Source organism: Mesorhizobium sp. M0306 (assembly GCF_040321655.1).
Lineage (GTDB): Bacteria > Pseudomonadota > Alphaproteobacteria > Rhizobiales > Rhizobiaceae > Mesorhizobium.
In genome coordinates this window covers 26,731-45,157 of record NZ_JAMYRY010000033.1, presented here as the reverse complement: position 1 = coordinate 45,157, position 18,427 = coordinate 26,731, and the positions used below count along the sequence as shown (strand labels likewise).

Here is an 18,427-nt window from a genome sequence, read left to right as displayed (position 1 = left end):
GTCGGGCTCTGGCGAACTTCCAGCCTCATAGAAGCGGGCTCAAATTGCTTCGGCCGGCAGCGTGCGCAGGAAGCGCGCCGCGTGATAGGCGCAGTAGCTTTTCGATGGCTTGGTGCGCAGTCCGCAGCACAGCATGTCCAAACCGGGCCGGCTGCCGGGGGCGTCGTTTTCCGCATCCTCCTGCAGCGTCGTGTCGAGCGGCGCGCGGCAGCGCTCGAACAGGCAATCGATGAAGCGCATGGCGGCGAAATGCGGCTGGCGGCCGCCGGCAGCGATCGGGCGCGGCGCCGGCATTTCAAGCGGCGCGCCATCGGTCCCGGTGATCCGAGCCGGACCCGGCTGCCAGGCCGGCGGCGCCAGCCTGGCCGACAGCCTGGCGGGGCGGCAGCGTGGCTCGGCCTTCGGAGCCGCCTCCGCTTGACCTGCGGCATTTGATGGCTCAGGCGCCGAATTTCCGAGCCGTCCGCCCGACCGTCCGCCACACCGGCCCTTGGATCTGGCAAGGCCGATGGTGCGCAAACGGGCGGTGCGGTGGACGATGCCGATGATGGCCGCGCGTGAGAGCGGGCTACCACGCTGCGCACCGAGCCTGGTGGCGATCTTCGCGGCCGACAGTCCGCTCATCAGCCAGTTCTCGATTTGTTCCAGTTCCGAGGCGGAATAGCGGGCGGCCATGATGTTTTTTCCCTGCAAAGATGGTTGTGTGCGGCGCCGGCTTCGCCGGCCTCAGGCCCGAAAGCCGGTCAGCCTTCGCGTTGTCTGCTGCGATCGAGCTTCATCTCGGCCGCCTGCCTTGTTGCGCCGGACACTGCCTTGCCCGTCCGCTTGTCGAAGGCGATGACCGTGCCGTCTTCGGTGCGGATGCAGGAAACCGCGGCATCCGCATTGCCGGCCGGAAGGTAATTCGTGGCCGGAGCCGTGAGGGGAACGGCTCCGGCCGTTCCGGCCGCTTGCGCTGCCGGATCCGAGGCGCGGGCCTCGGGCATCGTCCCGGCCGGGGAGGAGGACAGCCGCGACGAAGGGGAAAGGGTTGGCACATGCATGGCCTTGGCGATCGTTTGCGGTACCGCCTCCAGGCGAGCGCTGCCGGCGCGCTGAAGGGCGGATTCGATGACCGATTGCTGGTGAAGCGACTTGTGCATGCCCACATAAGAGCATAACTCAAACAATAATGCAAGCGATTCTTGCATAGACGAAACCGAATCTTATGCCTCAGATGGAGCCATGGCGAAAACTGCACTGTCGATCAAGGTCGGAACGGCGATCCGCCGGGCGCGCAAGCAGCGCGGCCTGGTGATGCGCCACATTGCCGAGCACAACGACACCGACGTCGCTGCCGTCGGCAATTGGGAAACCGGGCGCAACCTGCCCAAGACCGAGAACCTTTTGAAGACCGCCGCTTTCCTGCGCGTCGACCCGGTGGCGCTCGGCAAGGGCGAGGTCGTCTTCCTCGAAGATGCCGGACCGGTCGCCGATGCCGAGATCGTCACCGATCCCGGCCCCCTGCCCGCTGGGCCAATGGACATCCAGCTTCTCGGCACCGCCGTCGGCGGCGACGATGGCGACTTCACCTTCAACGGCCAGCCGGCCGGCTATGTCCAGCGGCCGCCGGGGATCCGGCATCTGCGCAATGTGTTTGCGCTGCACGTGCTGAGCGATTCGATGGTGCCGCGCTACGAGCCCGGCGAGATGATCTATTGCGGCGGCCGCGAAGCGCTGCCCGGCGACCATGTGGTGATCGAGACGCTGCCCGAGGAGAACGAGCAAAACGGCAAGGCCTTCATCAAGAAGCTGGTCAAGCGCACCGCTGCCGAGTTGATCGTCGAACAGTACAACCCGCCGAAGACGCTGACCTTCAACCGCTACGCCATCAAGAACGTCTTCCGCGTCATCCCGCTCAAGGAATTGCTGGGGTATTGAGGAGGCGCTTGTTGCCTTCTCCCGAGAGAAGCAGGGCAATCGCAAGTAGGCAAGCGCCCCCCTCACCCGGAATGCCAACCGAATTGCGAAGGGCAATTCGGGCAATCCGACCTCTCCCCGAGGGGAGAGGAGGTCGCCAGCGTTGATGCCAGGCTCTTCTCCCAGCGGGGAGAAGGTGGCCGCCCGCGGGTCTTGCCTCCGGCAAGCCCGAGGCCAGGCTCCGCGGCCGGATGAGGGGGACCCCATATGCGATAGCCCGCCCTGAGGAGGGACCGGCGCCCTCCCCTCAAGCCCGCCTCGACTGCTCCAGCTCTCGACCGTTGAGCAGGCGCGCCTCGGCGCGGGTCCGTTGCCGGTCGTCGATGAAGGCGGCCTGGATCGAGACCGCGGCGCCCGGCAGGCCGTCGGCCCGGCAGGCCTTGCAGATCAGGCGCCCCGAAAGTGCGGCCAGCGGTGTCTCCGGCATCACCCCATGCCGCTTGAGCTCGGCCGGCTTCCACCACCTGTTGCGTCCGCAGTCGATGCACTCGACGGCAATCGAGACAACATCGGCGATCGTCGCTTCCTTGCCTGCCAATGCCATGGCCATCCCCATCGTTGTTCCTGCTTTGTTCGCATCATTATCGGTTTTCCAAGCGGAGTCGAGTCGGTTCCGCTTACACCAACATGAAAGTTTCGCTTGTTCGATTATTTGAGTTATGCTTATATCTGGTGCGGACTGGAATCGGCGCGAGCAACAGAACCGCAGCCGGCCGGCAGCAAGGGAATGACGATGGACCCAGCCCAGTTCGCCCATGCATGCGGCTATAGCGGCGACAGCCCGGCCATGCTTGCCGCTTTCGTGGCCATCCGCCAGCACGGCATCCGCAAGGCACGCCAGGGTCATCGCCAGCGCAAGGCGGCGATTGACCAGATGAAGCCGAGCCGCGCTCTGTTCCTGGCGGCGATCCGCCCGGCGCAGTCAGCCGAGGAGGCACTCGAGGACACCGCCCGCTTCCTGTCGATGTTCCGCAACATGCCGCGCTGGCGGCAGGAAAGGCGCGCCGCCGACCTCACCCGGGCCAGGCAGCAGCGCCTCTTCGCCCGCTTCTTCCGCCGCTACGGCCACCGCCTCTGGGCGCTCGAGGCCACCTGAAGGCGTGCGGGCCTCCCTTGCAAGTCAAAACGGATATTGCGATCGCCGACACCGCGCCGTATGTCTCCGCGCGATGAGCGAGATCGAATTCCGTCGCGCGCAGGCGCCCGACCTGCCGGCGATCGTTGCAATGCTTGCCGACGATGTGCTCGGCGCAGACCGGGAAGACCCGTCCACGCCGCTTGCGTCATCCTATCTCGATGCCTTCAGCGCAATCGATGCCGATCCCAACCAGTTGCTGGCCGTCGCCGTCGAGGCCGGGCAAGTGGTCGGTACGCTGCAGCTCAGCTTCCTTCCAGGAATTTCGAGGAAAGGCGCCTGGCGCGGCCAGATAGAAGGCGTTCGCATCGCCCGGCAATGGCGCTCTCGCGGCGTCGGCAAGCTGATGGTCGAATGGGCGATTGAAACGTGCCGTTCGCGCAATTGCAGCTTCGTCCAGCTCACCACGGACAAAGGTCGACGGGAGGCGCACGCTTTTTACGAGCGCCTCGGTTTCACCGCCAGTCATCTCGGCTACAAGATGGCGCTGTAGATCGTGGCAGTAGGCGCCGTCGGCAAAGCTGCCGATTTCCCCCGCGGGGGAAATTGGATGTCTCTTCGACTTTCGCCAACTACCTGGAACGCAGGCAGACAGAGAGGCAGCGCAAACCTGAAGCGATTGCCCTCCGCGCTGCTTGACAATCCGCCGGCAATGTTCTCTTTATGTTCTCATCATAACTCGAGACAATGCGGCGTTCGAACCGCCGCGGGCGAACGGGCCGGATGGAAGCCAACATCCTCCACGCGGATCTGGATGCCTTCTATGCCTCGGTCGAACAATTGCTCGATCCGGCCTTGCGCGGCAAGCCGATTGCCGTCGGCGGCGGGGTAGTGCTTGCCGCATCCTATGAAGCCAAGGCGTTCGGCGTGCGCGGCGGCATGCCGGGACGGCGAGCGCGGGAACTCTGCCCGCAACTCATTTTCGTCGGCGGCCATTTCAAGGACTATCAGCGGCTGGGCGATGCGGCCATCAAGGTGCTCGGCGATTTCACGCCGGTGGTCGAGCGGATTTCCATTGACGAGGCCTTTGCCGACGTCGCCGGCTGCACCCATCTGTTCGGCTCGCCGGCCGAGATCGCCGGCAAGATCCGCCGCCGCGTGCGGGCCGAGCTCGGTTTGCCGATCTCGGTCGGCGTAGCCCGCACCAAGCATCTGGCCAAGATCGCCTCACAGGTCGCAAAGCCCGACGGGCTGGTGGTGGTCGACCCGCGCCACGAGCTGGAGTTCCTGCACCACCTGCCGGTCGAGCTGATGTGGGGCGTCGGCCCGGTCACCAGGGAGCGGCTGGCCGGCATCGGCGTCAACACCATCGGCGAGCTGGCCAAGACCAACAGTGGCGCGCTGGAGCGCCTGCTCGGGCCGGCTGCCGGAGAAAAACTCAACGCGCTGGCGTGGAACCGCGATCCGCGCAAGCTCGAGACGCAGCGCCGGGCGCGCTCGGCCGGCGCGCAATCGGCGCTTGGCCGAAAACCGGCCGAGGAGCAGGTCTTCGTGCCCGCTTTGCTGCATTTGGCCGACAGGGTCGCCACAAGATTGCGGGCGAAATCCCGGCCCGGCCGCACCGTCACGGTTCGCGTCCGCTTTGCCGATTTGCGATCGGTGACGCGCTCGATCACGCTCGACCAGCCGATATCGGCAACCGCCATGCTGGCCGAGATCGCCGAGGCGCTGGTGCGCAAGGTGCTTATCGATCATCCGCATGAAAAGACCATCTCGCTGCTGGCGATCGCCGTATCGCATCTGGAGCAGCATGCCGGCCTGCAACTGGAACTGCCGCTCGGGCTCGACGACGACCGCCGCCGCCCCGGCACCAGGAAGGGCGCGGCGCGCTGGACCGCAGATCGCGCCGTCGACAAGATCCGCGACCGCTTCGGCTGGGAGGCGGTCGGCTACGCCTCGGTCGCGCTCGGACTACGGCGGTCGGTTCCCGATGCCTTTCGCGAACTGGCCGAAAAGGAATTGTGAGCCGGCCTGGCCGGGGCAGTGCGATACACTTTGCGTCAGGAGGGATCGTTTCCTGCAAACGCGACATTCGAGGCGGCCCTGGTCGTCAGACCAAAAGCGTTGCGCTGCCCCAGGCGATCAGGGCGATGCCGGCCGCCCGGCCAACCCACTGGCCGACAGGAAACACCGGTTCGACCAGAACCCACGAAGGTCCCGAAATGACCCAGAAGCGGGCGTTCGGCAGCGATCCGAGCAGCAACGATTTGGCAGGACCGGAAATCGGCATGGAATGCTGCAATCATCATCATGTCCCGTCCAAGTTGTGGACACTTCCTTCTCAAAGGCGCACTCTTGGCATGCGAAACGCGAGCCAGAGTTTCGTCCAACGCTTCACATGCCTGACTTGCGTCGGTGATTGTCTGACCTATGCGGATACTTCCGGATGGGCAGACCTCACATTGTGTCGCCTATCCGTGATCAGGCTACGGCCTAAGGCACGTTGCAGCCTGTTCCGGATCAACTGGGAGGTAAACAACATGCCTGATTTTCAGCGCAGAGAACTTCTTGTTCAAGGAAGCGCGGCTCTTGCCGCAATTGCTGCTCTCTATACCTCGCGTCGGGCTTACGCCTTTCCAACACGGCCGAGCGAGGAAGTTATTCCGTGGCTGGATCAGCCGACCAAAAATCCCGATCCGGTGGGTATCCAGAAGCAGCTTGTCTGGGAGGATTTGGACAGCTGGATAACGCCAAACGACAAGTTCTTCAGCATCTCGCATTTCAACCGACCAACGATCGACGAGAAGACATGGTCGATGGAGATCGGAGGCCTGGTCAAGAAGCCCTTGGAGTTAACGCTCGCCGACATCAAGGCGCGACCGCGGCAGGAGGTCGTTTTCACAGTGGAATGCTCGGGCAACCACGGATTTCCCTTTTTCACCGGCGGCATCGGCAATGCCCGTTGGGCAGGGACGCCGCTCGCCCCGATCCTCGAGGAAGCCGGTGTTCTGGAGAAGGGCATCGAGGTCGTCTTTTTCGGTACCGACACAGGCGAGATCCCGATACGCGACGTAAAGATGAAGCAGAACTTCGCTCGTAGCATGTCGCTCGCCGACGCGATGAACCCCGACAATCTCCTCTGCTATGAAATGAATGGAGCCGCCTTGCCGGCGCCCAATGGCTTCCCGGTACGGCTTATTGCTCCAGGCTGGTACGGGATTGCCAACGTCAAGTGGCTAAAGCGCATCGAGGTTCGAGATACGCGGTTCATGAGCGTTCTGATGGCCCGTGACTATGTCACCATCCGGGAGGAGGACCACAACGGCGAGACCGTATGGGCCGAGACTTCAGTCGGGCGAGCGCTGATAAAGTCCGCGCCTGCGAAGGTTACCCGGAAAGACTCAGATTACCGCATCGTTGGGGCAGCCTGGGGGGCGCCGATCGACCGGGTCGAAGTGCAAATCGATCAGGGGCCTTGGGCACCAGCGACCATTGACCACAGTGAGGAGGCAGAACACGCCTGGAAAATCTGGTCCCTGGCTTGGGCAAATCCCTCTCCTGGAGAACACACGGTGACCTCGCGCGCGGTCAGCACCACGGGACAAATTCAACCGGCGATGGACGATCCCTTGATTGCCAAGAAACACACATACTGGGAAAGCAATGGCCAGGTGACGCGCCGCGTGCGTATCGGCTAGAGTATTTTGCAGCCAAATGGAATCATTTGGCGTCCGCATAAATGCGGCAAAACAGATAGTTAGAGCGGGTTACCGGTTCCAGAGAACCGGAACCACTCTAAGAACTTGCTGCCGTGTGGCAATTGCGTTTGGGTCACCCAGGAGGAGGCTGCCTGATCCGAAAGCTCGCACCGCTCTATATCGAGCATGACGGGTGTAGGCCGTAGATCCTCTTCGCGACGATACCGCTCCCGAAATCGGGAGCGGAGCCCTTCAGCTTAGTGATCGAGGCGATGGCAGACTTGTCCGGTGGCGCAACCTTGGCCATGTCGCCTTCGCGCGCCATTTCCGCACCATTTCCAGCCCTCTGCTCACCTCTCCACGGCCCTGATCTCCGCATCGACCAGGCACCAGGGCGCATAGCGGAAGTCGCGGATCTGGATGACCTCCTCGCCCGCCCATTCGACCAGCATGAAGCCGCGCACGGCGCCGTCGGCCGCTTGCGGGTCGCGGATGAGGATCGCCGGCCGGCCGTCGACGAAGCCGAGCGACAATGTCCAGTCTTTGATACGGTCGTAATTGCCGAAATAGGTCGACGCCTGGGCCTTGCCGCGCAGGCGGACGCGGTTGACGACATCGAGCCGGACGTCCTCGGCGATCAGTGCCCTGACCGCGTCGAAGTCGCGCGCGTTGAACAGGTCGACATAGCGCCGCAGCCGGCGCTCGTCGTCGGCGTCGAGCCTCGGGGCGAGCGCCTGCTCGGGCTGCAGCGCCAGCAGCTTGAGCTGCGCCCGCCCGCGATGCAGTGCCGCCTTGGTGGCGGCGAGCGTCGCGCCGGTCACTTCGCAGGTCTCGTGCAGGCTGAGGCCGAGCACGTCGACCAGGATCACGGCGCTGCGCTGCGGCACCGAAAGCTGCATGAAGGAGCGCAGGCCGGTCTGGGCGGCGAGCCGGCTGTCGGCGCTGCCGGAAGGATCCTCGATCACGCTCATGTCGGCCTCGGTCATGCGCGACCTTTCCCGATTGCGCCGCCGCAGGTGATCCTGCGCGGCATTGTGGGCGATACGAAACAGCCATTGCTCCGGCCGTTCGACCATGGCGCCCCCGTCGATCGCCTGCAGCGCCTTGATCAGCACCTCCTGGACGATGTCCTCGCCGTCGATCACCGAGCCGGCCATGCGCGCGCAGTAGCGATGCAGCCTTGGCCGCAACCCGACGAGCATCGCCTCCAAAGTCGCCCTGTTCATTTTCGGCGTAGCATCCCGTTTCTGCGCGAGCGGCATGGCAGGCGCTATCCCGCCTTGTGATCCGCCAGCATACGGTAATTGCCGACGACTTTGACAGGCGATCGCATTGCCGGGGTCGAACGGCGTTCGGCGTGGTTTTCCGCAAATGCCTTGAAGGCGGCAAGCCCGGTCAGCGCCGACGAATCGCCGTCCTGGCCGACGATGTGGACGAACGAGCCGTCGTCCAGCTCGAGCACGAGATAGCGCACCGTCGGCGGTGCAGCCTCGCCCAGCGCTTCGAACACTTTTTCGACCAGCGCGCGATTATCTTCCAGGTCGGCTTGGTTCACACCGTATCGAATGAGCGCGTAGTCCATTGTCGTCTCCTGATTGGTTGGTATGAACGAAGGACGACCGGCTGCGCTGAAAAGATTCTCCTTGCCGAAGAATCTTTTCGGTTGCCCGCATCGTCTTTCCCGCGTGGGCGGCTGCGCGGCAGCCATCAAGCAGGAGAGACGAATCATGCATATCCAGTTTGCCGAGCTTCCGGTATTCGACCAGGATCGAGCCAAGGCGTTCTACACCAGGCATCTCGCCTGTCAGGTGCTGGCCGACCAGAAGATGGGTGATGGCGGCTGGCGCTGGATCGAGCTGGCATTTCCGCATGCCGTGACGAACCTGCATTTCATCAGGCGCGCCGACGATGCACCAGGTGCGGAGCCCGTATTGGTGCTGGTCGACGAAAATGTCGGAGCAATGATCGCGGCGTTGAAGGCGGGCGGCGTCGAGATCATCACCGAACCGCATGAGGCGTCGTGGCAGCCGGGACGCACGGTGGCGGAGTTTCGTGACAGCGAAGGCAACCGCATGGTCCTCGCCAGCCGATAAGCCACCGGAGCCCTCTGTCTGGCGGGGCGTCGTACCTAAGTCCTACCTCCGGCCGGACCATTGGCCCTGCTTCCTTCGTGTTATTATTTCGTGACCTCTGCGCGCCGGAACCTTCCCTTGCATCGGGCGTTCGGGCGCTGTATTCGCGATGCCTCATATTTAGGCAGGCGGAGGAAATGCGAATAAGGGCGGGTGGCAAAACAAACATGGGCCGGGGAGGAGCATCTTACCATGTCGAACCGTAAAATCGGAATATCCCACAGTTTGGGGCTGCGCGTCGCTGACCTCAAATCCAGAATGCAAACTGCCCAGATTACCGAGCACGAGATCAAGACGTTTCAAAAGGTTGCCGCCATTATGGCCGGCGCCAAAGGCTCACTGCGCCTCGACGCGGACGATCTGATTGCCGCGTCCTTCCTTGTCGATCCCTTGGACGATCTCCCGCTCTCCAGTTGAAAGCACTGACCGCAGGTCGAAATCCTACCGAGTTTGAACCTGCGATTGCTGGCGGCGGAGCATCCGCCAGCCCAAGCCGCATGCGAGGATGACGTTGGCCAGCGCAAGGCCGGAAAGCGCGGCCAACGTCCCATGCGGGCCGAAGCGCTCCAGCAGCAATGCGCCGGCCGAGGGTGCCGCTGCCTGGGCGATCAGGCTCGGCATGGCGAGGCGGCCCATCAGCTTCGCGTAGCCGTTCGAGCCGAACAGCGCGAGCGGCAGCGTTCCCCGCGCGATGGATTCGAGGCCGATGCCCGCGCCGTAGAAGCCGAGCGCCAACGGGATGACTGGCATGCCGGCCCAGAGCGCCGAAACGCCGATCGCGACGAAGGTAACCGAGGCAAACTTGGTCAGGATCGGATGGTGGTAGCGCGCGATGGTCATCTCGATCGCGCGCGCCGCCACCTGGGACGGGCCGACCAGCGCGCCGAGCCCGACGGCAGCGGCCAGCGCCATGCCGCTGCCTTGCAGGATGGTGAGCAGATGCACCGACAGCGTCGAGGAGATCACCGCCGCAAGCGTAAGTGTCGCGGCCAGAACGATCATGATCGACGGATCGGGATTGCCATCGAGAGCCGGCGTCGCCTGGTTCAATCCCGGTTTGACTGGCGGTTTCGGCGCCTCGCGGGGCAGGATCACCAGATAGAGCGGAAGCGCAATCACCAACTGAACAGCAGCGTACACCAGGCAGGTACCGCGCCAGCCGACTTCCTCCAGCAGAAAGGCCGAGATCGGCCAGCAGATTGTGCTGGCAAAACCGCCGAACAGCGTCAGCGTGGTGATGGCGGAGCGCGCACCATGGCCGTAGTGGCGGCCAAGCGTTGCGAAAGCGGCATCATAGAGCCCCGCCCCCATGCCCAGGCCGATGATCAGCCAGGCAGCGATGTACGCCGCAAGGTTGGGGGCAACGGCCAGCCCAACCTGGCCGACCCCGATGCATCCAGCGCTGAACGCCAGGACGTTGCGGCCGCCATGCCGCTCGATCGACGACCCGACGCGCGGAGAGATCAATCCCGCCACAAGCAAGCCAAGAGACAGGCCGCCGACAACCCATGCCAGCGGCCAGCCGGTATCGGAAGAGACCGCCGGCGCAATGACCGCTGGAAGATAGTAGGAAGACCCCCACGCCATGATCTGCGTCAGGCCAAGCGCGGTGATGATCGCGCCGCGGCTGCGCAAAATGGCCGGCGAAGGCGGCGAAGGGCTCATGCCGCGACGCCGCAGCCACAGCCGCCTTTGCCGACCGCCTTCGCCTCGAGGTCGGCGACACAGCAGGCATCTACCGCTGCCGGCGCCGGGCCGCCGCAGCACCCCTTGTCCGCCACGCCGATCCGCGGCACGGTGCAGACCCCGGTCTCGGGCAGCACAAGCTGGACATTGTCGGCAGCAACCATGTCGCCGGCGATCGCCGCGGCGACCGAGCGCACCTGCTCATACCCGGTCAGCAGCAGGAAGGTCGGTGCGCGGCCATAGCTCTTGATGCCGACCGTATAGAACCCGTGCTCGGGATGGCTGAGCTCACGGTGGCCGTGCGGCGGCACGTCGCCGCAGGAGTGCTCGTTGGGATCGATGAGCGGTCCCAGTGCCTTGACGCTTTCCAGCCACGGATCGAGTTCGAGCCGAAGCTCGCGGGTCAGCGACAGATCGGGCCGCTGTCCGGTCGCGGCGATGATGTGGTCGACCGGGCCAAGCGCCTGCAAGCCGTCCTTGGTCTGGCCTTCGACGACCAGCCGGCCGTTGGCATCGCGGATCGAAACAGCCGCAAAGCCCGTCACCAGCCTGACGCCGCCGCTCTCGGCGAGTTCGCGCACTTCGGCGCCGAGTTCGCCGCGTGCCGGCAATTGGTCGGCATCGCCGCCGCCATAAATGCGCACCAGGTCGGTGCCACGCGTCGTCCAGATGAAAGCCGTGCCGGGCTCCACGTCCGCCAGGCTGGCGAGATCCAGCAAGGCATTGGCGGCCGAATGGCCGGAGCCAGCAACCAGCGTCGTCTTGCCGGCATAAAGGCTGCGATCGCGGCCGAGAATATCGGGTATGCCGTAGGCGATGCGGTCGGCAAACTCGGCTTCGCCTTCTGCAGGAATTCCGCCGGCGCCGAGCGGGCTCGGCATTTGCCAGGTTCCCGAAGCATCGATGACGGCACGGGCGCTGTCGCGTCTTGTACCATCGGCAGTCTCGACTGCCAGCATGAACGGCCGGTTTTCGCGTTCCTTGCTCAGCACTTTGTCGGCGCCCCAGCGCGAGATGCCGACGACCCGGGCGCCGGTTTCGATCGACGGTGACAATTGCGGAAGCTTTGCAAGCGGCTCGAGATAATCCGCGACGAGGTCGTTCGCGGTCGGGAATGCCTCGGGCTCCGGCATCCGCCAGTCATGCGCCTCGAGCAGGTTTCTAGCCGCCTGATCGACGCAATAGCGCCAAGGCGTGAACACCCGGACATGGCCCCAATCCCTGAGGTTGGATGCAACCGTATTGCCGGCTTCGTAGACTTTGACAGGAATACCCTGCGCGATGAGGTGGACCGCTGCCGCCAGACCGACCGGCCCGGCGCCGATCACCGCGACGGGGAGTTTTTCGATCATCTCCATACCTTCCATCCTTCCGGTAATTTCGAATTATACCGCCAAAAAAATCACGCCGGCGTCTTGGCCGTCGCTTCCGCCGATGCCGGCGCACAGGTGGCGTCGGCGCAGCATTCGTCTGCGAGGTATCCGATGAGCCCGTTCATGGCGGGATAGTTGGCCCGGCAGATCAGCGTGGTCGCCTGGCGCTCCTGTGACACCAGGCCGGTGTCGACCAGCCGCTTGAGGTGATGCGACAGCGTCGAGGCAGCGATGCCCAATCTGTCCTGGATGCGCCCGACCGGCAGCCCCTCATCGCCCGCCCGCACCAGCGTCCGATAGAGCTGCAACCGCGTCGGGCTGCCGAGGGCTTCAAGTTGCGAGGCTGCTTTTTCGAGTTTCATGGAAATAAGCTATTTCCAGAATCGCTGCACGTCAAGAGAATTTCGACAAAGATCGAAATAAGCTGATCTCTAGGCGACGCGCTTGCCGCTGGCGTCGATGACGACCTCGCCATCCTCCTTGGTGAACGGGCCGATATCCGGATTGGGCAGGATATCGAGCACGGCTTCGGAGGGTCGGGCAAGCATGGTGCCGAGCGGCGTCACCACGATCGGCCGGTTGATCAGGATCGGATGCGCCAGTATGAAATCGAGGATCTCGTCGTCGCTCCACTTCGGGTCGCCTAGGCCAAGTTCGGCATAGGGCGTGCCCTTTTCGCGCAGCAATTGGCGCGGCGTCATGCCCATCGCTGCGATCAGCTCGACGAGCTTTTCGCGCGACGGCGGGTTTTTCAGATATTCGATCACCTGAGGCTCCTCGCCGGACTGCCTGATGATGGCAAGCGTGTTGCGCGAGGTGCCGCAATCGGGGTTGTGGTAGATGGTGATGGTCATCGCGCAGCTTTCATCTGTCCGACTGGTTTCGGTTGGGCGAGCAGCCACCCTGCCAATGCCATGGCGAGCAACGCGCCCAGAAGTTCGGCGCCGATGAAGCCCGGCAGATCGGCGGGGCGGATGCCGGCAAAAGTGTTGGAGAACGCACGGGCGATGGCGACGGCCGGATTGGCGAAGGATGTCGATGCGGTGAACCAGTAGGCGGCGGTGATATAGAGCCCGACCAGCCAGGGGATCGAATCCGGACGGGAACGCAGGCCGGCGAGGATGGTGAAGACCAGCCCGAAGGCGGCGACCAGCTCCGCAATCCATTGCCCGCTTCCGGTCCGCACCGTCGCCGACACTTGCAGGATCGGCAGTTCGAACATGGCATGCGCCAGCAACGTTCCAGCGATGCCGCCGGCAATCTGGGCGGCGACGTAAGCCAGCGCTGCGTTCGTTTCGATCTCGCGTCGAAGCGCGAATACCAGCGTCACCGCCGGGTTGAAGTGCGCTCCGGATATCGGCCCGAATATGGTGATGAGCACGATCAGGATCGCCCCGGTCGGCAAGGTATTGCCGAGCAGGGAGACGGCGACATCGTTGCTCAGTCTGTCAGCCATGATGCCGGAACCGACCACGGTGGCGACCAGCAGAGCCGTGCCGAGGGCCTCGGCAACCAGGCGCCGGGAAAGATTGACCAAGACGAACCTCCCTTCTAGCAGTTGCAGGTCACAGCCTGGATGACAGGCTGGCAAAGTTCCGGCGCCCCATTGCAGCAATCCTCCATGAGGTAGGCCAGCAGATCGCGAAAGCCGGTCATATCGGCAAAGTAGCGCACGCTGCGGCCCTCCCGTTCGGTCCGCACCAAGCCGGCATGCGACAGGATCTTGAGATGGGCCGACATCGTATTCGGGAACGCGGCGAGCCGCGAGGCGATCTCGCCCGCAGCCACGCCCTCGGCGCCGGCCCGCACCAAAAGGCGAAAAACGTCCAGCCGGGTTTCCTGGCCGAGCGCGGCAAGTGCCGAAAGGGCGAGCGTCTTGTCCATATTTCCAGATTTCCAGATTTCCAGAAATGGGGAATAGAGTCAACGCGCATGGGCCAGCGACCCAAGGCAATCGCTTCAGTTTTGAATTCGCCCTTTAAGCGTTTGCGTTGCCCCTCACCTGCCTGCCGGCATCCTCTCCCCGTATAGTGACGGGGAGAGCGGCCTCGTCATCGGTGATTTCGCCAAACATCAGCGGCGCAGAAACGACGCCAACGCTGCGGCCAGCCCCTTCTCCCCGTCACTATACGGGGAGAAGTGCCCGGCAGGGCGATGAGGGGCGGCGCCGACTTCAGCGAAGCTATCGCTTGTGCAAAGCGATCGCCCTTTGCCAGCGAGGGCTCGCCCGGCCAAATCAGCCAGGCACGGCGGCGGCGACCGCATCAGCGCGGCCAAGACCGGCAACCGCTTTCCTGACCCGCTGCAGATGCGCCTGGCGTCCGGCTTCCGAAACACTGTCCATCCGGTAGAGCGCCAGGAATTTGGTCCGGCACAGCGGATGGCAGACGGAGCGGAAGCCGCGCAGCAGGGTCCGCCGGCCTGGCTGTCCCATGATCCACGACATCAGCGGCGTGGCGCCGCATGTGGTCATTGCCATCACCCGGCGTATGTGCCGCAATTTGGGCCGCGGGCCGCGTCGAGCGGTCGGCATCTCGAAAGCGAAGCCCGGCACCAGCACACGCTCCAGCCAGCCTTTCAGCATCGCCGGCAGGCCGTACCACCAGGTCGGATAGATGAAGACGACCGCTTCCGCCCAGAGCAGCTCCTGCGCGTGTTCGTGCACTGGTTGCAGGTTCGCCGCCTTTTCGTGGTAACTGCGCCATTCCTGCGTGCGCATGACTGGATCGAAGCCGGTCGCATAGAGGTCGAGCAGGTGGACCTGATGGCCGCTTTCGGCAAGCGTCTCCAGCACCGTATCGCGCACGGCGCCGTTGAAGCTGTCGGTGCAGGGATGGCAATAGACGACGAGGACCTTCATCTTGCGCTCGGTCGCGAGAGTGCATGCAAGCGCGTCGCATGCAAACAAGCCACCCGCAGACATAGTCGATCAGCTGTTTTCATGCGAAGCCCCGCAGCCCCGTATCAAGACGCAACAGCTCCAGTCACGTCAAGGCCCGCTCGTTCGCTCAAAGGAAATTGCGCGGACATTGGCATGGCTTGCCGTACTCCGCGGGACGGGGCGCTGCCGCGTATCATGCCCAAGAACTCCCAGCATTGTTCCCGGAATGTCTGCGCCCTAGCTTCAGGGCGTGTTCAAAGCGTCAGGAGAAAAAGATGCAGACAGGAAAACTGAGCGGCAAAATCGCCTTGGTGACGGGTGCCTCCTCAGGCATCGGCGAGGCCACCGCCTTGGCGCTGGCGGCCGAGGGCGCCACGCTGGTGATTGCTGCCCGGCGCACCGAGCGCCTGGACGATCTGGCGAGGCGGATCCGTGAGACCGGCAGCGCGGCACTGCCGATTGCCGTCGACGTCACCGACGAAACGCAAGCCACGGCGATGGTCGAGCGGGTCCAGCAGGAGTACGGCCGGCTCGACATGTTGCTTGCGGTTGCCGGCGTCGGCGTCGCCGCGCCGTTCCGCAACACGACGCCGGAAGAATACCGCCGGATGGTCGACGTCAACATTCTCGGCCTGCTTTATCCGATCCATGCGGCACTGCCGTCGATGCAGCGGCAAGGTGCCGGCCACATCGTCGTCGTCTCGTCCGGCACGGGCCGTTATATCCACCCTTCGGTGGTCTATTCCGGCACCAAGCACGCGGTAAGCGCGATGGCGGAATCGCTGCGCCGCGAGATCGGCAAGGGCGGCATCCGCGTCACCTGCATCGAGCCCGGCGCCGTCAAGACCGAGTTCACCCAGAATATGCGCCCCGACGTGCGCCAGGCGGTCGAGCAAAGGCTGGGCGACATGGAGCAGCTGGAAAGCGAGGACATCGCCGCCGCCATCCTGTACGCGGTGACGCAGCCGCCAAGGGTCAACGTCAACATCCTGACCCTCTATCCGACCGAGCAGGCGTGAGGTCAGCCTGCAGACGTCGATGCGCTGCGCCGCCCCCCTCTGTCCTGCCGGACATTTCCCCCTCAAGGGGGAGATCGGCAGCTTCGTCGGCAGCACTCATTTTGCAACGATTGGCGAAATCAGGGGTGACATCCAATCTCCCCACCTGAGGGGGAGATGTCCGGCAGGACAGAGGGGGGTGCTGTCCCGCCGACCTTGCCCTGCCTCGACTATTCCCCGGTCATCAGCGTGAACACAAGCTGCCGCAGCTTGCCGCCGGGGCCGAATTCGACCCGGTCGAAATCGCGGCTCGCCTGGCGCTGTGCCTGCGAAATTCCGGCGAGCCGTCTCGTCACTTCCGTCCTGATCTTGCTGCAGGCGCGGTCATCGGCGACGGTCAGGCCGATCGTGGCCGCCTCGATCTTGTGCACCATGTCGATGATGCTGGCGCCGTGCACCTTCTCGTGGGCGGCGAGGCCGGTTGCGAAAACCTCCCAGTTCTTCTGGATGGCGCCCGGCAGCCGCGCGGCCGGCTTCGGCAAGGTGTAGGTGATGATCAGCTTCGGCCGCGCCGACACCAGCACGCAGGCATCGCCTTGCGGCTGGTAGTCCCTCACCCAGGTCAGCTTGAAATTGGTATGCGCGATGACGCGGCGCTCGCCGAGCAGCGGCCCGCGCCCGCCGATCGAGGCATAGAGCTCCGGCCCGGATTGCCCTGAGATGGCATAGGTCTCGACCTTCTCGACCGCCTGCCAGCCGGCATGCGCCAGCGATGTCGGCAGGAAGGCGAGCAGCAGGCAAAGGCGAATGGCTGTTTTCATGCAAGTCCTCGCAGCTGCTGCGCACGATGCAAAAGACATGCAGTTCCCTTCCGTGGACATAGCCGGCGGCCGGCTATAGTGGGATGCTCGTATACAAGAATCCACAGGCAACGCCATGTCGCCGCGACCGAACATTGCCCGGCAACGCCCTGCCCCCGGTACCCAGTCTCGCGGCGTCAGCCTCTGCCGCGCGCTGTCGAAGCTTGGCCTGTGCTCGCGCAAGCAGGCCGAGCTTCTGGTTGCCGAGGGGCGCGTGCGGGTCGCCGGCAAGATCGTGCGCAACGGCTCGATGCGCGTCGATCCAGGCCGTGACCGCATCGAGGTCGACGGCCGCCGCGTCGCCGCCGAGCGCAAGGTCTATCTGATGCTCAACAAGCCGCGCGGGCTGGTCACCACCCGCGATGACCCGCAGGACCGCGGCACAGTCTATGATTGCCTGACAGGCCTCGACCTGCCCTTCGTCTCGCCGGTCGGCCGCCTCGACAAGGCCAGCGAAGGCCTGCTGTTGATGACCAACGACACGCGCTTCGCGCAGCGCCTGCTCGATCCCGCCTCGCATGTCGCCAAGACCTATCACGTGCAGATCGGCGCCCTGGCCGACGAGGCCATGCTGGTGCGGTTGCGCGCCGGTGCGACAGTCGACGGCGACTTGCTGACGGCCCGGTCCATCGAGCTGCTGCGCGGCGGCACCAGCACCGCCTGGCTGGAAATCGTGCTCGACGAGGGCCGCAACCGCCATATCCGCCGGCTGCTCGGCGCCCACGATATCGAGGTGCTGCGCCTGGTGCGGATCGCGATCGGCCCATTGCAGCTCAGCGAGCTTGCCAAAGGCAAGGCCCGCCATCTGACTGCCGAAGAGCTGGCGCTGCTTTGGGCCTGAGCTGCTGGCGGCGACTCGATAGTCAGCCAGTCGAAGCCCAAGTGACGCAAGCAAGCAGCGCGGGGCGGACAGGGGTCGCCTTCGACTCCTGGCGGATGTTCCCGAACAGATCGCCCACACCGGTTCGAACGATACCAATCTCCATCGGTATTACATTCCGTCAGCACACAACAGATCGCAGCCGGCCGCTTTGATTTTCTGCATAAAGATCTTGAGCGATTCTTGGGCAGGCATGGGAAGCTGGCCAACCGACGGGACAAACAAATCGATCAGGGCCTGGCGATGGTCTGGAGAGATGCTCTGCGCGAGATAGGGACCATCTGCTCTTAGCGATTCAATAAGAACTATCTTGTTCCCCTGCTTCAGCGCCGGGTCAGCCAGAAAAATTGAGGCGCCACGAAACGTTTTCTCTATGCCTCCTCGAGCTTTGGCACCGTTGGCTCGCAACATTTCGGCAGCGTTGGGTTGGTGCGCCAGGAAATCATTGAAAGCTAGCTGGGAAGCGGCAGCAGCCCGAAACACAAGTGCAAACGACTGCGTGGCTTCATCCTGCAAAGGCAGCGGGTTAGCCTGGCCATAGAGCGCGAGTAGCGACCCACTTCTGTCCATTACGAAAGACAGTGCTTCCAGGTCGCTCTCATCGTATGGCGGCGAACCTATCAAAGCCTCGCCGTCCCAAATCTTGTGCAGTAGATCCCGGTCCGTTGGATCTTCAAGATTTGGCAATTTGCCTTCAATCCGGTGCTGCTGCAAAAGTTCATCGAACTTGGCGAACAAATCCTTCGCATAAGCGCGGCCTGTTGGCGGAACATGGGCGTGCGCCCATGTGGAAAATAGGATTGCAAAAATCGACAACACCAAACATTTCATGGCCGTTCCTTTACTTGACTACCTTCAGTAGCGCGACAGCGTTGTCCAAATAAT

General features: G+C 63.9%; 24 protein-coding genes. 9 read left to right on the top strand and 15 right to left on the bottom strand.

The annotated features are described in order from the left end of the window. Window positions 1-39: 39 nt before the first annotated feature. The gene (locus NKI95_RS29240; protein WP_352721159.1) at window positions 40-675 is read right to left on the bottom strand and encodes a GcrA cell cycle regulator; all 636 of its coding nucleotides are present in this window, start codon (window positions 673-675) and stop codon (window positions 40-42) included. A gap of 68 nt (window positions 676-743) precedes the next feature. After that, window positions 744-1,142, bottom strand: coding sequence for a hypothetical protein (locus tag NKI95_RS29235; protein ID WP_352721157.1), 399 nt, complete (start codon window positions 1,140-1,142; stop codon window positions 744-746). A gap of 82 nt (window positions 1,143-1,224) precedes the next feature. Here NKI95_RS29235 and NKI95_RS29230 point away from each other — a divergent pair, with 82 nt between their 5' ends. Continuing rightward, a complete protein-coding gene (locus NKI95_RS29230; protein WP_352467938.1) occupies window positions 1,225-1,920 on the top strand; it encodes an XRE family transcriptional regulator in 696 nt (231 codons plus the stop codon). Window positions 1,921-2,206: 286 nt separating this feature from the next. Here NKI95_RS29230 and NKI95_RS29225 read toward each other — a convergent pair whose 3' ends face one another. Continuing rightward, window positions 2,207-2,503: a hypothetical protein gene (locus tag NKI95_RS29225; RefSeq protein WP_292663304.1), complete on the bottom strand. Its 297-nt coding sequence runs from the start codon at window positions 2,501-2,503 to the stop codon at window positions 2,207-2,209. Between the two features lie 183 nt (window positions 2,504-2,686). On the opposite strand from NKI95_RS29225, the gene NKI95_RS29220 reads away from it, so the two are divergent. The 3 genes from NKI95_RS29220 to dinB all read left to right on the top strand — a co-directional run bounded on the left by NKI95_RS29220 (window position 2,687) and on the right by dinB (window position 5,059). Beyond that, a complete protein-coding gene (locus tag NKI95_RS29220) occupies window positions 2,687-3,055 on the top strand; it encodes a hypothetical protein (RefSeq protein ID WP_352721155.1) in 369 nt (122 codons plus the stop codon). 73 nt (window positions 3,056-3,128) lie between these two features. Beyond that, on the top strand, window positions 3,129-3,587 hold the full coding sequence (locus NKI95_RS29215; protein ID WP_352721153.1) for a GNAT family N-acetyltransferase: 459 nt from the start codon (window positions 3,129-3,131) through the stop codon (window positions 3,585-3,587). 230 nt (window positions 3,588-3,817) lie between these two features. Then, the gene (gene dinB / locus NKI95_RS29210; RefSeq protein ID WP_352721151.1) at window positions 3,818-5,059 is read left to right on the top strand and encodes a DNA polymerase IV; all 1,242 of its coding nucleotides are present in this window, start codon (window positions 3,818-3,820) and stop codon (window positions 5,057-5,059) included. 85 nt (window positions 5,060-5,144) lie between these two features. On the opposite strand, the gene NKI95_RS29205 is transcribed toward dinB, so the two are convergent. Then, a complete protein-coding gene (locus NKI95_RS29205; protein WP_352721149.1) occupies window positions 5,145-5,324 on the bottom strand; it encodes a hypothetical protein in 180 nt (59 codons plus the stop codon). Between the two features lie 250 nt (window positions 5,325-5,574). Here NKI95_RS29205 and NKI95_RS29200 point away from each other — a divergent pair, with 250 nt between their 5' ends. Continuing rightward, window positions 5,575-6,732, top strand: a complete 1,158-nt coding sequence (locus tag NKI95_RS29200) for a sulfite oxidase (protein ID WP_352721148.1) — start codon at window positions 5,575-5,577, stop codon at window positions 6,730-6,732. 350 nt (window positions 6,733-7,082) lie between these two features. Here the strand turns inward: NKI95_RS29200 and NKI95_RS29195 are convergent, their stop codons facing one another. Both NKI95_RS29195 and NKI95_RS29190 read right to left on the bottom strand, forming a co-directional pair. Further along, window positions 7,083-7,958, bottom strand: a complete 876-nt coding sequence (locus NKI95_RS29195) for a sigma-70 family RNA polymerase sigma factor (protein ID WP_352721146.1) — start codon at window positions 7,956-7,958, stop codon at window positions 7,083-7,085. A 44-nt stretch (window positions 7,959-8,002) separates the two neighbouring features. Next, window positions 8,003-8,461 (bottom strand): hypothetical protein, encoded by a 459-nt coding sequence (locus NKI95_RS29190; RefSeq protein WP_352721144.1) that lies wholly within the window; start codon window positions 8,459-8,461, stop codon window positions 8,003-8,005. Here NKI95_RS29190 and NKI95_RS29185 point away from each other — a divergent pair. Both NKI95_RS29185 and NKI95_RS29180 read left to right on the top strand, forming a co-directional pair. Then, window positions 8,460-8,825, top strand: coding sequence for a VOC family protein (locus tag NKI95_RS29185; RefSeq protein ID WP_352721142.1), 366 nt, complete (start codon window positions 8,460-8,462; stop codon window positions 8,823-8,825). The genes NKI95_RS29190 and NKI95_RS29185 overlap by 2 nt on opposite strands. Window positions 8,826-9,056: 231 nt before the next feature. Beyond that, window positions 9,057-9,281, top strand: a complete 225-nt coding sequence (locus NKI95_RS29180) for a hypothetical protein (RefSeq protein ID WP_352721189.1) — start codon at window positions 9,057-9,059, stop codon at window positions 9,279-9,281. A 24-nt stretch (window positions 9,282-9,305) separates the two neighbouring features. Here NKI95_RS29180 and NKI95_RS29175 read toward each other — a convergent pair whose 3' ends face one another. The 7 genes from NKI95_RS29175 to NKI95_RS29145 all read right to left on the bottom strand — a co-directional run bounded on the left by NKI95_RS29175 (window position 9,306) and on the right by NKI95_RS29145 (window position 14,783). Further along, complete coding sequence (locus NKI95_RS29175) at window positions 9,306-10,529, bottom strand: MFS transporter (protein ID WP_352721140.1); 1,224 nt, start codon at window positions 10,527-10,529, stop codon at window positions 9,306-9,308. After that, complete coding sequence (locus NKI95_RS29170) at window positions 10,526-11,902, bottom strand: FAD-dependent oxidoreductase (protein ID WP_352721138.1); 1,377 nt, start codon at window positions 11,900-11,902, stop codon at window positions 10,526-10,528. Before NKI95_RS29170 ends, NKI95_RS29175 begins: the two co-directional genes overlap by 4 nt. A 50-nt stretch (window positions 11,903-11,952) precedes the next feature. Then, the gene (locus tag NKI95_RS29165; RefSeq protein WP_352721136.1) at window positions 11,953-12,285 is read right to left on the bottom strand and encodes an ArsR/SmtB family transcription factor; all 333 of its coding nucleotides are present in this window, start codon (window positions 12,283-12,285) and stop codon (window positions 11,953-11,955) included. Window positions 12,286-12,354: 69 nt separating this feature from the next. Then, window positions 12,355-12,777: an arsenate reductase (glutaredoxin) gene (gene arsC / locus NKI95_RS29160; protein WP_352721135.1), complete on the bottom strand. Its 423-nt coding sequence runs from the start codon at window positions 12,775-12,777 to the stop codon at window positions 12,355-12,357. Then, window positions 12,774-13,460: an aquaporin gene (locus NKI95_RS29155; RefSeq protein WP_352721133.1), complete on the bottom strand. Its 687-nt coding sequence runs from the start codon at window positions 13,458-13,460 to the stop codon at window positions 12,774-12,776. The genes arsC and NKI95_RS29155 overlap by 4 nt, the downstream gene beginning before the upstream one ends. Before the next feature lie 14 nt (window positions 13,461-13,474). Then, window positions 13,475-13,807, bottom strand: coding sequence for an ArsR/SmtB family transcription factor (locus NKI95_RS29150; RefSeq protein ID WP_352490024.1), 333 nt, complete (start codon window positions 13,805-13,807; stop codon window positions 13,475-13,477). 352 nt (window positions 13,808-14,159) lie between these two features. After that, window positions 14,160-14,783, bottom strand: coding sequence for an NAD(P)H-dependent oxidoreductase (locus NKI95_RS29145; RefSeq protein WP_352721131.1), 624 nt, complete (start codon window positions 14,781-14,783; stop codon window positions 14,160-14,162). 296 nt (window positions 14,784-15,079) lie between these two features. Here NKI95_RS29145 and NKI95_RS29140 point away from each other — a divergent pair, with 296 nt between their 5' ends. Beyond that, window positions 15,080-15,823, top strand: coding sequence for an SDR family oxidoreductase (locus NKI95_RS29140; RefSeq protein ID WP_352721129.1), 744 nt, complete (start codon window positions 15,080-15,082; stop codon window positions 15,821-15,823). A 209-nt stretch (window positions 15,824-16,032) separates the two neighbouring features. Here NKI95_RS29140 and NKI95_RS29135 read toward each other — a convergent pair whose 3' ends face one another. Then, window positions 16,033-16,623, bottom strand: a complete 591-nt coding sequence (locus tag NKI95_RS29135; RefSeq protein ID WP_352721127.1) for a DUF922 domain-containing Zn-dependent protease — start codon at window positions 16,621-16,623, stop codon at window positions 16,033-16,035. Between the two features lie 115 nt (window positions 16,624-16,738). Here NKI95_RS29135 and NKI95_RS29130 point away from each other — a divergent pair, with 115 nt between their 5' ends. Further along, on the top strand, window positions 16,739-17,503 hold the full coding sequence (locus NKI95_RS29130) for a pseudouridine synthase (protein WP_352721125.1): 765 nt from the start codon (window positions 16,739-16,741) through the stop codon (window positions 17,501-17,503). Between the two features lie 150 nt (window positions 17,504-17,653). Here the strand turns inward: NKI95_RS29130 and NKI95_RS29125 are convergent, their stop codons facing one another. Next, the gene (locus NKI95_RS29125) at window positions 17,654-18,373 is read right to left on the bottom strand and encodes a hypothetical protein (RefSeq protein ID WP_352721123.1); all 720 of its coding nucleotides are present in this window, start codon (window positions 18,371-18,373) and stop codon (window positions 17,654-17,656) included. Between the last annotated feature and the right edge of the window lie 54 nt (window positions 18,374-18,427).